At 64.6% G+C, this 13653-nt stretch carries 9 protein-coding genes; 7 read left to right on the top strand and 2 right to left on the bottom strand.

Annotated elements, in window-relative coordinates; genetic code table 11:
- Nucleotides 1–137: 137 nt before the first annotated feature.
- Complete coding sequence (locus AC4FAH_RS00915; protein WP_286988996.1) at nt 138–1865, bottom strand: alkaline phosphatase D family protein; 1728 nt, start codon at nt 1863–1865, stop codon at nt 138–140.
- A gap of 266 nt (nt 1866–2131) precedes the next feature.
- Between AC4FAH_RS00915 and AC4FAH_RS00910 the strand changes: the two genes are divergently transcribed.
- From AC4FAH_RS00910 to AC4FAH_RS00895, 4 genes are all read left to right on the top strand, one after another.
- Nucleotides 2132–2749 (top strand): DUF924 family protein, encoded by a 618-nt coding sequence (locus AC4FAH_RS00910; RefSeq protein ID WP_286988998.1) that lies wholly within the window; start codon nt 2132–2134, stop codon nt 2747–2749.
- Nucleotides 2750–2846: 97 nt separating this feature from the next.
- Nucleotides 2847–3092, top strand: coding sequence for a GlsB/YeaQ/YmgE family stress response membrane protein (locus AC4FAH_RS00905; RefSeq protein WP_043333988.1), 246 nt, complete (start codon nt 2847–2849; stop codon nt 3090–3092).
- Nucleotides 3093–3425: 333 nt separating this feature from the next.
- Nucleotides 3426–5672: a catalase HPII gene (gene katE / locus AC4FAH_RS00900; protein ID WP_225347539.1), complete on the top strand. Its 2247-nt coding sequence runs from the start codon at nt 3426–3428 to the stop codon at nt 5670–5672.
- Nucleotides 5673–6122: 450 nt separating this feature from the next.
- A complete protein-coding gene (locus AC4FAH_RS00895; RefSeq protein WP_153635106.1) occupies nt 6123–7649 on the top strand; it encodes a catalase in 1527 nt (508 codons plus the stop codon).
- Between the two features lie 163 nt (nt 7650–7812).
- Here the strand turns inward: AC4FAH_RS00895 and AC4FAH_RS00890 are convergent, their stop codons facing one another.
- Nucleotides 7813–9933, bottom strand: a complete 2121-nt coding sequence (locus AC4FAH_RS00890; RefSeq protein WP_490245554.1) for a S9 family peptidase — start codon at nt 9931–9933, stop codon at nt 7813–7815.
- Nucleotides 9934–10200: 267 nt separating this feature from the next.
- Here AC4FAH_RS00890 and AC4FAH_RS00885 point away from each other — a divergent pair, with 267 nt between their 5' ends.
- The 3 genes from AC4FAH_RS00885 to AC4FAH_RS00875 all read left to right on the top strand — a co-directional run.
- Entirely contained in the window at nt 10201–10725 is a 525-nt protein-coding gene (locus AC4FAH_RS00885) for a hypothetical protein (protein WP_286989004.1), read from the top strand.
- Nucleotides 10726–10785: 60 nt separating this feature from the next.
- Nucleotides 10786–12933, top strand: a complete 2148-nt coding sequence (locus AC4FAH_RS00880) for a VWA domain-containing protein (protein ID WP_348682288.1) — start codon at nt 10786–10788, stop codon at nt 12931–12933.
- The coding region (locus AC4FAH_RS00875; RefSeq protein WP_490245553.1) for a class II glutamine amidotransferase at nt 12926–13653 on the top strand (728 nt) is incomplete at its 3' end. The genes AC4FAH_RS00880 and AC4FAH_RS00875, both read left to right, overlap by 8 nt.

Below are 13653 nucleotides of genomic sequence, written 5' to 3'. Positions count from 1 at the left end.
CGCCATGACCAGAACGCCCCGCCTCTTGCGTGTCGATCGACAGCAGGAGGCGGGGTGTTGTCGTTGTCAGAAGTCGGTATCGGAAGTCGGTGCCAGTAGCGGGTGTCAGAAACGGGTGGCAGAAACCGAAACCGCTGTCAGGCGCTGGCGCCGGCGGGGGGCAGTACCTGCTGGTAGAGCGAGGCACCGTGGATGTCCTTCAGCGTCACGGTCAGCGCTTCGCTCTCGGGGTCGAGATCCACCTGGCCGAAGAACTGGAAACCCTCGCTGGGCGACATGTTGGCCCGCCCCTCAGGCGGCGCCTTCACGAATTCGAGTTTCGGCCCGAAGGTGTTGTCCAGCTCACCGGGACCGAAGGTGCCGGCGTGGATCGGGCCGCTGACGAATTCCCAGAACGGCGTGAAGTCCTTGAAGACGGCGCGCTCGGGCGAGTAGTGATGTGCGGCGGTGTAGTGCACATCGGCGGTCAGCCAGACCAGATTCTGGATGTCGTGATCGCGTACGAACTTGAGCAGTTCGGCAATCTCCTGCTCGCGCCCTAGCGCCTCGCCATCGCCGTTGGCGCCGTTCTCGAAGTTGTCGCCGTCACGCACCAGCAGTCCGATCGGCATGTCGGAGGCGATGACCTTCCAGGTGGCGGTGCTGGCCTTGAGCGACTGCTTGAGCCATGCCAGCTGATCGCGACCCAGGAAGTCGGTCTGTGGCCCGCGTCCCGTCTGGCGGTTGGCGGAATTGGCACCGCGGAAGCTGCGCATGTCGAGCATGAACATCTCGAGCCCCGGCCCGAAGCTGAAGTTGCGGTGGATGCGCTCCGGTGCGGCTGGGCCGGTGCGCAGCGGCATGTTCTCGAGGAAGGCGCGACGCGCATTGGCGGACAGCACGTCGAGATTCTTCTCGGTGTAGCGATCATCCTCGAGAATCTCGCCCGGGTACCAGTTGTTGGTGGTCTCGTGGTCGTCCCACTGGGCGAACATCGGCACTTCGGCATTGAAGCGGCGCAGGTTCTCGTCCATCAGGTTGTAGGCGTACTGGCCACGATACTCGTCCAGCGTTTCTGCCACCTTGGACTTGGCGGGCGTGACGATATTGCGCCACAGGCTGCCGTCGTGCTGGGTGACGCTCTCCTCGAGCGGGCCATCGGCGTAGATGGTATCGCCGGAGTGCAGGAAGAAGTCCGGCTTGACCTGACGCATGGTCTCGTAGAGGCGCAGGCCACCGAAGTCCGGGTTGATGCCCCAGCCCTGACCGACGGTGTCACCGGACCACACGAAACGCAGCGCACGCGGTGTCTGGGCGCTCGGCGGCAACACCAGGCGACCGGCGGTGGCCTCGCTGATGGCGCGGTGGTCATCCAGCGCCGCGTAGCGCACCCGGTAGAAGACCTCGCCGCTGGCGTTGGCGCGAGTGCCGATGCGGGTCAGGTCGAGCTTGCTGGTCAGGCCGTCCGCCGGCAGGGCCACCGGGCCACGCATCTGGAAGGCGCCGCGCATCTCGGGATTGTCGGCCAGTTCGATCAGCATGCGTGCCGGCTTGTCGCTCTGGCTCCACAGCATGGCGCGGCTGGCGGTCACGTCGCCGCTCATCACGCCGGAGGGCATGCGCGGGCGCCGTCCTTCGGCCATCACGATGGCGGGAGCGCCGAGCAGGCCCGTGGTCGCCAGCAGCCCGACCCCGGCACCTTGCAGGCCGCGCCCCAGCAGCTGGCGGCGGTCCATCCGTGACGGGGCGCCGGCGGGGGTGACTGTCGCAGCACCATTGCCGGCTGGCGCAGCGCTTGGCGAAGCGGGGGGTGTGGGGGTGGTTTGAGCGGCGTGGGACTTGCGAGAGGAACGCAAAGGCAGCAGATCAGACAGACGGCGGGACATGACGGGCTTCCTTGTAACGGTCTGGCGTCAGGTTGAGATAGAGAGTGGCAACACAAGTGACATCAGGGCACCAGCCAGCGCGGGGCATGCCGCAAAGGCTGACAGCGCTGATGGGAGAGGCTACTTTCCACGCTCAAGATGAAGATCCGGTGTCAGAACCATGATCGCCCCGCGCCGCTCAGGCCCGGCACTCGCAGTGAAAGATGTTGCGATCAGCCAGGCCTTTCGCGCGGCTTTCTTCCCGACTCCACGCAAGGACACCTTCGATGCCCCCCTCAATGCCCCCCTCAAACCCCTCGGAATCCGCGCAACCTGACGGCGCCACGCTGATCGCGGACAGCCATCCCCAGGCACGGCAGGTGCTCGATTACTGGTTCACTCAGCTGACGCCCAAGGACTGGTTTCGCAAGAGCGATGCCCTCGATGGCCAGCTGCGTGAGCGATTCGCCGCGCGCCTCGAGCAGGCGCTCGCCTGTGAGCTGTGGGAGTGGCGAGCGAGCGTCGGTGGGCGGCTGGCGGAAATCCTGCTGCTGGACCAGTTCGCGCGCAATATCCATCGCGATACTCCGCGCGCCTTCAGTGGCGACAACCTGGCACTCGCGCTCTCCCAGCAGGCCGTCGCGCTGGGCGACCTGGACCGCCTTCCGCTGGCCTGGCAGCCCTTCGCGATCATGCCGTGGATGCACAGCGAATCGTTGCGCATCCATGAATACGCCGAACAATTGTTCGCACGCCCCGGTCTCGAGCACACCCTGCGCTATGAGCATCTGCATGCGGACATCGTGCGTAGATTCGGCCGCTACCCGCATCGCAATGCGATTCTCGGTCGCGAGTCCACGCCGGAAGAAATCGCCTTCCTGGGCCAGCCCGGCTCCTCATTCTGACAAATGAAAAATCCCCCCTTTTAATTGTGTGACGTCGTCTCCAAGACTTGTACAGCGGCGCCAAGCGCCTGTACATCAGCAAGGAAGGAGACAGCAGATGGGTATCATTCTTGGGTTGATCATCGGTGGTCTGGCCGGCTGGATCGCAGGCAACATCATGCGCGGCGGCAGCTTCGGCATTCTTGGCAACATCGTCGTCGGTGTCGTCGGCGGCCTGTTGGGCAGCGTCATCTTCAAGCTGCTGGGGCTGGCCTCCACCGGCATCATCGGCTCGCTGGTCGTCTCGGTCGTGGGGGCGGTGGTGTTGCTGTGGATCGTCTCGAAGGTCAAGTCCAAGGCCTGACGGCGCGGTGTCGAGCCCCGTCAGGCGGTTGTCAGCAAGCGCGCAAGTAGCAAGCGCTAGCAGCAAGTGCAGTCGTCAACAGCAAGTGAAGTCCCTCGCGGGTGTTTGGATGGATTCGATGTAGACACCCGCCGCAGCAACGCCTCTTGTCACCCGGGGCACCTGACTGCCCGGTGATCTGTCACGGCGCCGAGAGGTGCCTTGTTCGAGAAGTGCTTTGACCACAAGTGCTTGGACAAGAAGTACGCCGGCAAGAGGCGGCAAGGCCGAATCATCCTTCAGCGCCACAGTAGTGGCGCGTTGCGGATCTAGCGAAAACAGGAGCGTTTGAGCATGGCGAGCAATGAGCACGATTCAGCACCTTCTTCCCAGTCGAATGCCGACAGCGCGAAGTGCCCCTATCACGAGGGCCAGAATCGCTCGGCAGAGGGAGAGAACCCCTATACCCATCCCAACCGCAATGGGCCGCACGACACCAAGCCCAATGCCGGTGATGGCCATGCCAAGGACGAGGCGCTGGAGACCTATCGCGCCGACGCCGAAGGGCATGACCTGCGCACCAACCAGGGGCTGCGCATCGCGGACAACCACAACTCGCTGAAGGCGGGGGAACGCGGTCCGACCCTGATGGAAGATTTCATCTTCCGCGAGAAGATGAACCACTTCGACAATGAACGTATTCCTGAGCGTATCGTTCACGCGCGTGGCGCGGCCGCGCACGGGTATTTTCAGGCCTACGACAATGCCGCCAGGTATTCCAAGGCCGGCGTGTTCAGCGACCCGTCCAAGAAGACGCCGGTGTTCGTGCGCTTCTCGACCGTGCAGGGCTCGCGTGGCTCCAACGACACGGTACGTGACGTGCGTGGCTTCGCGACCAAGTTCTACACCGATGATGGCAACTGGGACCTGGTCGGCAATGACATCCCGGTGTTCTTCATCCAGGACGCGATGAAGTTTCCTGATTTCGTGCACGCCGTGAAGCCGGAGCCGCACAACGAGATTCCCCAGGGCCAGTCAGCCCACGATACCTTCTGGGACTTCGTGTCACTGATGCCGGAAACCACTCACACCGTGCTGTGGACCATGTCGGACCGCGCCTTCCCGCGCCATTACCGCAACATGGAAGGCTTCGGTGTGCATACCTTCCGTCTGATCGACCGTGAAGGCGTGTCGCGCTTCGTCAAGTTCCACTGGAAGCCGGTGGCCGGTACCTGCTCGCTGATCTGGGATGAAGCCCAGAAGCTGTGGGGACGTGACCCGGACTTCAACCGTCGCATGATGTGGGATGACATCAAGAGCGGCGCGCCGCTGGAGTGGGAGCTGGGCATCCAGGTGGTCGAGGAGAAGGACGAGCACAGCTTCGACTTCGATATCCTCGACCCCACCAAGCTGATCCCCGAATCGCTGGTGCCGGTGGTGCCGATCGGCAAGATGGTGCTGGACCGCAATCCGGACAACTACTTCGCCGAGACCGAGCAGGTCGCCTTCAATCCGGCCAACATCGTGCCGGGGATCGACTTCTCCAATGACCCGCTGCTGCAGGGGCGTCTGTTCTCCTATCTGGATACCCAGATGCTGCGTCTTGGTGGGCCGAACTTCCACGAGATTCCCATCAACCAGCCGGTGTGCCCGTTCCACAACAACCAGCGCGATGCCCAGCATCGTCAGACCATCAACACGGGGCAGGCGTCCTACGAGCCGAACTCCATCGATGGTGGCTGGCCGGCCGAGACACCGCCGTCCCAGGACGCCCATGGCGGTTTCGAGCCGTATCATGAGCGCATCGAGGCGCACAAGGTACGTGCGCGCAGCGCCTCCTTCGGGGATCACTATTCCCAGGCCACCCTGTTCTGGAACAGCCAGACTGACGTGGAGAAGGAGCACATCATCGCGGCCTACACCTTCGAGCTTTCCAAGGTCGAGCGTCCGTGGATCCGTGAGCGGGTGATCACCGAGATCCTGCCCAACATCGATCTGGAGCTGGCACGTCGCGTCGGTGAGAATCACGGCATCGAGACACCGACCAGCAAGCCCGCGCCGGACGGTGAACTGGGCACCAGCCAGGTCGACAGCGACCCGGCGCTGAGCCTGATGGCGCGCCTGCCGGACTCCATCGCTACCCGCAAGGTCGCGATCCTGGCTGCCGATGGCGTCGCCATGGAAGATGTTCGCTCGATCAAGGAGCAGCTGGCCGCCGAGGGTGCCGAAGGGCTGTTGATCGCCCCGAGCATGGCGCCGATCAAGGCCGGAGACGGCACCATGCTGTCGCCGGATGCGATGCTCAATGGCCTGCCGTCCGTGACGGTGGATGCCGTCGTCGTCGCTGGCGGCGCGGGCAGCGTCGAGGCGCTGAGCGGCTCGGGCCTGGGACTCTATTATGTCCAGGAAGCCTACAAGCACCTGAAGCCCATCGTGGCGATCTGTGAAGGCAAGGAGCTGCTGGCCGCCGCTCGCGTGCCGGTCGAGGAGGGCGTCATCCTGGTGGATGATGTGCTCGCCGCCAGCCTGCCGCTGCGTGATGCCCTGATGGCTCACCGTGTGTGGTCGCGTGATGCGCGTGCCAATCAGATGCCGGCATGAGGTGCTGACGCCCCACAAGGTATGATGTAACTCACCAAGCCCCCTGACCTGCAAAGGTCAGGGGGCTTTTTCATGGTCATGATGTGGTCATTTCCGGACGTGAAGATGGGGTAGCGAAGAAAGGTGAAAACAGGGTTGGTGATACCGCCGGGTCGAGGGCCGTCCTGCGGTTCACGCCGCTGAGAGCGGCTGATAGGCTCAGTGATAGGGGCTGATTATCGAAGGCATGCTGGTAATTGATTATCGCTAGAAGCACCAGGTGCGTAAGGTAAGCAGGCATCAAGGGGTCACAAGCCAGCACATGCCGGGCAGGCATCGGCCCCGACCCGATTCGACAATGGGCTGCAGGCTTTCACATCAAGCAGCGCATGAAAATGTGACATCAGCAGCATCTGGCCTTGCCAGTCGAGTTTGATAGCGCTTTTTTCTACCTGACAGGAGAACGTCTACATGTCCCAGACTCCACGCTATACCACAGGTAACGGCGCCCCGGTGCCTCACGATGACATCAGCCAGACAGCGGGCCCGAATGGTTCACTGACCTTCGACAACTGGCGTCTGTTCGAGAAGCTGGCGCACTTCAACCGTGAACGCATCCCTGAGCGTGTCGTCCACGCCCGTGGCGTCGCCGCCTACGGCACCTTCACCCTGACCCGTGACCTGTCTGACCTGACCATCGCCCGCTTCCTGCAGGGCGTCGGCAAGCAGACCCCGTTGCTGGCGCGTTTCTCCACCGTGGCCGGTGGCCAGGACAGCGGCGACAACACTCGCGACGTGCGCGGCTTCTCCTTGAAGTTCTACACCGAGGATGGCAACTGGGACATGGTCGGCAACAACACGCCGGTGTTCTTCATCCGCGAGCCGTCCAAGTTCCCTGACTTCATCCACACCCAGAAGAAAGACCCGCGCACCAACATGGTCGACTGGCAGAATCGTTGGGAATTCTGGGCCAACCATCCGCAGGCGCTGCATCAGGTCACCATCCTGATGTCCGACCGCGGTATCCCGAAGTCGCTGACCACCATGAACGGCTACAGCTCACACACGCTGAGCCTGTGGAACGACAAGGGCGAGCGTGTCTGGGTCAAGTGGCACTTCAAGACCGACCAGGGCCACGAGACGCTGACCGACGATCAAGCGGCGCAGGTCGCACCGGACTTCCACCAGCACGACATGTTCACCCGCCTCGAGCGTGGCGAGCGTCCGAGCTGGACCGTCAACCTGCAGGTGATGACCGAAGCCCAGGCACGTGACTACCACATCAACCCGTTCGATCTGACCAAGGTGTGGCCGCACGGTGACTTCCCGCTGATGGAAGTCGGCAAGATGGAGCTCAATCGCAACCCGGAGAACTACTTCGCGGAAGTCGAACAGTCCGTCTTCTCGCCGTCCAACTTCGTGCCGGGTATCGGCGCCTCCCCGGACCGCGTGCTGCAGGCTCGTCTGTGGGCCTACGCCGATGCACACCGCTACCGTGTCGGTGCCAACGCCGAGCAGCTGCCGGTCAACCGTCCGGTCTGCCCGGTCAACCACTACCAGCGTGATGGCGTGATGGCGGGCATGTGCCCGGTCACCGGTCACGGTGGCGGCCCGCTGGGCGGCCAGGTCGGTCAGGGTGTACCGGGAGAAACGAAGGAAGGTGGCCAGTACTCACGCACCAACTTCTACCCCAACGAGCGTGCCGATCAGGGCGCCCCGGTGCCGGACGCTACCGTCGCCGAGCCGGCGATGCCGCTGGAGCAGAACGCCTGGATGGGCTATCACGACAACAGCGATGAGGATAACTACAGCCAGGCCGGCAACCTCTATCGTCTGTTCGATGAAGGCCAGAAGACGCGCATCACCGACGTCATCGCCGGCACCATGGTAGGCGTCAGCCACGTGGTCCAGGACAAGATGATCGCGCACTTCCGTCAGGCGGATGCCGATTATGGTGATCGTATCGCCACCAAGCTGGCCAAGCTCGATCCGCGCTGAGTCAGTCATGCTGCACCCTTCGTCAGGTCAGTAGTGCTCCCTTGAGCTGACGAAAACATCAAGGCCCCCGCCGGGTAACCGGCGGGGGCCTTGTCGTATGCGGCTGTCAGGGTGCTATCCGACAGTCACAGCGCTGTGCGAAAGACAAGCAAGCACAGGCACCTCAGTCGTCGTCGCGCATGGCCTCATTGCCGTCGGCTTTCTCGCACACGCCCAGCGCCCACAGCAGGAAGGCGTCCTGGCGCGCATTGTCACGCCACGCCTTGAAGCGACCCGAGGCGCCGCCGTGGCCGGAGCTCATGTCGGTGCGCAACAGGACCGGATGCGGCGTGCAGTCCATCTGGCGCAGACGCGCATACAGCTTGGCCGGCTCCCAGTAGGGCACGCGGGTGTCATGCCAGCTGCCCTGCAGGAACAGCGGCGGATAGGGCGCGGCACTCAGGTTGTCCAGCGGCGAATAGGCGCGGATACGACGCCGCGCCTCGTTCTCGTGCGGGTTGCCCCACTCGGTGTATTCCGCGGTGGTCAGCGGCAGCTCCGGATTTTCCATGGTGCGCAGCACATCGACGAAGGGCACATCGAGCACCGCGGCGCAGAAGGCCTCGGGACGCTTGTTGAGGCTGGCGCCGACCAGCAGGCCACCGGCGCTGGCACCGTAGGCGGCAATGCGATCCGCGGCCCCGACGCCTTGCTCGACCAACGCATCACGCGCGGCGAGGAAGTCATTGAAGCTGTTTTCCTTGTGCTCCAGCTTGCCGGCCAGATACCAGGGCTCGCCACGGTCTCCGCCGCCACGCACGTGGGCGACCGCGAAGGCGACGCCGCGCGTCAGCAGTTCCAGGCGGGCGATCGAGAACCAGGGGTCCAGCGTCTCGCCGTAGGCGCCATAGCCGTAGAGCAATACCGGCAGCGGAGCGTGGGGGCGGCCTGCGTCATCACACAGGTCGCGCCGCATGACCACCGAGACCGGCACCTGCTCGCCATCGTCGGAGGTCGCCCACAGGCGGCGGCTGATCAGCTGCTCGGGCGCGAGATCGCCATGCACGGTCTGACGCTTGAGCAGGCGGCGCTCACCCGTGTCGAGGTCCAGCTCGATCCAGCTCGGCGGCGTGGTGAAGCTTTCCTCGCGGATGCGCAGGCGGCGAGCGTCGAAATGCGGGCAGTCGCCCAGCCCCTGGCTCAGCGGTTGCTCCGGCATCGCCAGGCGCTCGTCGCGGCAGATCGTCTGTGTCGGTGCCGTGCCCTCGAATTCGATCACCCGCAGCCAGGCCTGGGCCTGACGGTGATCGCGCTCATCGACCATCAGCCCCCAGCTGAAGGCCTCGACGCCTTCCAGCGTCACCTCATCGCGGGTGGCGATCAGCGGCTGCCAGTCGCCGGGCGCATGCTCGGAGGCGATATCGAGCTGGAAGTGCGGCGCTTGCCTGTTGTGCAGCACATAGAAGTGGCCGGGGCGGTGGTCGACGCCGTACTCGACGCCGGTCTCGCGGGCGCGCACCAGGCGCATCTCACCCAACGGGGTGTCGGCCTGGAGCAACCAGGTCTCGCTGGTGTCCTTGGAGGCGGTCTCCAGAATCAGCCAGGCGCGTGAGCGGGTCTTGCCCATGCCGACCCAGAATTCGCTGTCTTCCTCGCGATAGAGCAGCGTCTCGGCGCGGCTAGCGACATTCAGGCACCAGATCTCGAAGGGGCGCTGGGTGCTGTCATAGCGCGTGAACAGCAGGTGCTGGCCGTCCTCGGCCCACACCAGGTCCGGCCCGATATCCTCCAGCAGACACTCGTCATCGTGGCCGGCGTTGCGTGAGTCGCCATTCGCCGCGTTCAGTGTTGCAAGACGCAGGCTGAACACCTCGTCGCCGCTGGTGTCCAGAGTCCATGCCAGTTGCTGTTCATCCGGGGAGATGGCCATATCGCCCAGCTCGACGAAATCGTGATGGCGCGACAGGCTCTGCAGGTCCAGCAGGCATTCGTGCTGGCGGGTATCGGCGGGGTCGGCGCCGATCGCATGGCGCCACCAGACCGGATAGTCGGCGTCGGCGGCGGTCTCGCTCCAATAGACGTAGTGATCCAGTGCCTCGGCCAGGCTTGAGACGGCCAGTTCGCGGCGCGCAAGATGGCCGTGATAGAGGGAGTCGCTCAGCGGCGCGAGCGGGGCGAACCAGCGATCGCTCTCGGCGTTGGCCGCCGTGAGAAAGGTGGTGACCTCTGGCGTGTCGCGTTCTTCAAGCCAGTGCCATTCGGGGTCATCGGCACGATAATGGCGCTGGACGGGGCTATCGGGCATGGCTACCTCTTGAAAGTGGGGTGCTCGAGTGTGTCGGGCGGGCATGGAGTGTAACATTGAGCCTGTCCCACAGCGTGCGCAAGCCCTTGCCTCATGGGAGGCATCGCCGCCGTGAGAGATGAATGCGCAGCCTCTGGTGCCACGCAACGTGTGGCCCCGATGATGGGATGACTCGATGGCTGAACTGAGGTGCCGGCTGCTTCTGCACAGGAGAGGCACCCCTCAGAATGTCAGTCTCGACAGGATGTTATGACAGGAGTGAAGGGCATGATGATTTCCGATTCGCTGCCGCAGATGTGGCTGATCTATTTTGGCCTGGCGGCGGTAGTGCTGTTTACCGGCTATATGGCGGTGCGAATACTGCCGCGTTTCCTGCGCTGGATCCTCGTCGGCGGTATCGCCGGCATGATCGCCGTACCGACCAGTTTTCACGTCACGGCCAGCGTCGCGGAAGATGCCTACACCGGCCTTGCACCGGCCATCGTGGCCTTTGCCGTCAGCGTGGTGCAGAAGGATGGTGGTGGCATGGCCTCGGCCTTCGGCATGCTGGTACTGGGCATCGGGGCCGGTGTGGTGCTGGGGCTGGTGATCTGGTGGCTGGGTCGCGGACGTGAACAGCGTCGCCGCGCCGCCCAGCAGCGCCGCGAGCCTCATGGCCACGAGCGGGAGGATGAGGAAGTGCGCGAGGGCCACGCCGCTGGCGCCAGCTTGCGTAGCGAGAAACGTGGCACCCCGGCACGTGCGTCGGCGCGTACCCGCGCAGGCCGTGACCGTCAGGAACCGTCGCTCTGATCGAGCGTCGTTCGATCAGCGCCAGCCGTGCATTGTCCGAGCGTGGACTAAGGATCTGTCATGCCCCGTGATGTAGCTGTCACTTCGTCTCTTGAGCCAGTCCGTTCACCAGGGCTTGCGTCCGGCTCTTCATCCGGCCCTCTAGCGAAGGGTGCGGGGGCGCGCTGGCTGGCGGCCCTGATGCTGGCGGGCATCAGCCTCGCGTCGCCCTCGGCCTTCGCCGAGCAGGCATCGTCAGCGGCCAACGCCTCGGCCAGCGAGCCGATGAGTGAGTCGGTGAGTGAGCCGGTAGATGAGTCGTCAAGCGAACAGGCTGAGCAGATGCCGTTCGTGGCCCGCGATGTCGCGAGTGACGCGAACGCAGCCAGTGGCTCGGCACGCGACATTGCGCCTGACCTGCGCATGGCGATCGATGTCTCCGGCAGCATGAAGCACAACGACCCGACCAATCTGCGCGCCAGTGCGCTGGACCTGCTGGTCACCTTGCTGCCGGAGCGCTCGCGTGCGGGGCTGTGGGGCTTCGGTGAGCAGGTGCAGCCCCTGCTGGCACTGGGCGCGGTCGATGCGGGCTGGAAACAGGCGGCCCGCGGCCTGGAAGGGCGGCTGGACGATTACGAGCAGTACACCGACCTCGAGGCGGGCCTGCGTGCCGCCGCCGAAGGCGCCGATGCGAGCATCGATGGCCAGGGGCCGCGTCAGGTCATTCTGCTCTCCGATGGCATGGTCGACCTGCGTGAACCGAGCAGCGAGAAGGCCGCCTCGGACAGCGCCTCGCGTCAGCGCATCACCGATGAGCTGACGCCGCAGCTGGCGGCGCACAACATCACGGTGCATACCGTCGCGCTGTCGCGCAATGCCGATATCGATCTGCTGCAGCAGGTCGCCGATGGCACCGGCGGGCTGGCGACGGTCGCCGAGACCCCGGAAGACCTGCTGCGTGCCTTCCTCGGGGCGCTCGACCGTATCGTGCCCGGCGAGCTGGTGCCGCTCGAGGACAAGCGCTTCACCATCGATGGCAGTGTCGAGGAATTCACGGCGCTGGTCTTCCATGGCCCCGATGACAGCGCGCCGGTATTGATCGCGCCGGATGGTCAGCGCTATTCGCTGGCCGACAAGGCGTCGTTGCCCGAGGGCGTGCGCTGGGAACATCAGCCGCGCTATGACCTGATCACCGTGACCGACCCCGAGGCCGGGCAGTGGCGTATCGAAGGGCAGGTGGGCGTCGATAGCCGCATCACCGTGGTGTCAGACCTGGCGCTGGTGTCGCGCCCGCTGCCGGCCACGCTGTATCGCGGCTTTGGCTATTCCCTTTCAGCCTCGCTGGTCGACGGTGCACGTGATGTCGCTGAGCAGGACTTTCTGGCGACGCTGGACGGCAATGCGCGTCTGGTGCCGGAAGACGAGGGTGGCATGTCAGCAGAAACGGCAGCCGTGACCAGCGCCCAGCAGCGCGGTCTTGAGCGTGACGGCGCGCAGTTCAGCGTCAACATGCCGCCGCCGCAGCAACCGGGTGGCGCTCGCCTGACGCTGACCATCGAGGGCCAGCGCGATGGCGCGCCCTTTGCACGTCAGTTGAGCCAGCGCACCAGTGTGGTCGACCCGCTGCTGGTCGAGCCGATCGGTGGCAATGCGCAGAATGCGACGCCGCCGAGCGCGCTGGAGGTCAGCGCACGCCATCCGCTGCTCAACACCGCCAACACCCAGCTGGACGCGACGCTGCAGGGCGAGCCGTTGAGCGTGGCGGAAGCGGGCGAGAGTCGCTGGCGTATCGAGCTGCCGCCGCTGGAGCGTGACGTCAGTGCCGATGTGCAGATCAGCGCGCGCATCGCACTGGGCGGGAGTTCGCGGGTGATCGATCTGGCCCCCTACACCCTCAACGAGAATGCGGCGCGGCGCGCCGCCAATCTGGACCGCTCGCCCATCGAGGGTGAGTCCTTCGGTGAGATTCAGGGCCTGGATCAGGCGGTGGAGGAGAAGGAAGACCTCAATGATCTGCTGATGAAGGGCCGCCTGCCCATCGACAAGGTGCCTGCGTTGATCAGTCAGTGGTTCGAAGGAGCTTCGGACTTTGCCCAGCGTGAGGCAGAATCACCGCAAAGCCGCATGATCGCTTACGCCGTGGCCGGTGTGATCGGCCTGCTGGTAGTGATCATGCTGGTGCGTCGCATGACGCGCAAGCCGACTCAGCGGGAGGAACCCCATGTGTGAACTGCTCGGCATGAGTGCCAATGTGCCGACCGATATCTGCTTCAGCTTCGCCGGTTTTCTGCAGCGAGGCGGGGGTACTGGTCCGCACCGCGATGGTTGGGGAATCGCCTTCTATGAAGAGGGCGGTTATCGCGAATTCCGTGACCCGCATCCGTCGGTGGATTCGCCCATCGCGCGCATGATTCTCGACTATCCGATCAAGTCGCAGATGGTCATCAGCCATATTCGCCAGGCCAATGTCGGCCAGGTGACGCTGGCCAATACCCACCCGTTCACGCGCGAGCTGTGGGGCCGTCAGTGGTGCTATGCCCACAATGGTCAGCTGGCGGACTGGCAGGCACTGCCCCTGCCGTACTATCGCCCAGTGGGCAGCACGGACAGCGAGCACGCTGCCTGCTTCCTGCTCGGCGAGATCCGGCGCGCCTTCCCGAATCCGCCGGCGCGGTGCGAAGACCTGTGGCGGCATCTGCACGCCCAGTGCGAGCGTCTGCGCGGGCTTGGCGTCTTCAATCTGCTGCTCTCCGACGGCGTGCATCTCTACGCCTACTGCTCCACCAAGCTGGCGCACATCACGCGCCGCGCGCCCTTCGGGCAGGCGAGCCTCACCGACTTCGAGATGAGCGTCGACTTCCAGCAGCACACCACCGATGCCGATGTGGTCTCGGTGATCGCCACCGATCCGCTGACCGACAATGAGCAATGGCAGCGCCTGCTGCCGGG

Source organism: Cobetia sp. (genome assembly GCF_983723665.1).
The sequence above is the reverse complement of the archived record's forward strand: the minus strand, read 5'-3'. Positions and strand labels throughout refer to the sequence as shown.

Excerpts from the sequence above, each read along its gene's own strand:
- AC4FAH_RS00905 (WP_043333988.1), top strand. The coding sequence starts at position 2,847 with ATGGGTATCATTCTTGGGTTGATCATCGGTGGTCTGGCCGGCTGGATC.
- AC4FAH_RS00885 (WP_286989004.1), top strand. The coding sequence starts at position 10,201 with ATGATGATTTCCGATTCGCTGCCGCAGATGTGGCTGATCTATTTTGGC.
- AC4FAH_RS00910 (WP_286988998.1), top strand. The coding sequence starts at position 2,132 with ATGCCCCCCTCAATGCCCCCCTCAAACCCCTCGGAATCCGCGCAACCT.
- katE (WP_225347539.1), top strand. The coding sequence starts at position 3,426 with ATGGCGAGCAATGAGCACGATTCAGCACCTTCTTCCCAGTCGAATGCC.
- AC4FAH_RS00915 (WP_286988996.1), bottom strand. The coding sequence starts at position 1,865 with ATGTCCCGCCGTCTGTCTGATCTGCTGCCTTTGCGTTCCTCTCGCAAG.
- AC4FAH_RS00895 (WP_153635106.1), top strand. The coding sequence starts at position 6,123 with ATGTCCCAGACTCCACGCTATACCACAGGTAACGGCGCCCCGGTGCCT.
- AC4FAH_RS00880 (WP_348682288.1), top strand. The coding sequence starts at position 10,786 with ATGCCCCGTGATGTAGCTGTCACTTCGTCTCTTGAGCCAGTCCGTTCA.
- AC4FAH_RS00890 (WP_490245554.1), bottom strand. The coding sequence starts at position 9,933 with ATGCCCGATAGCCCCGTCCAGCGCCATTATCGTGCCGATGACCCCGAA.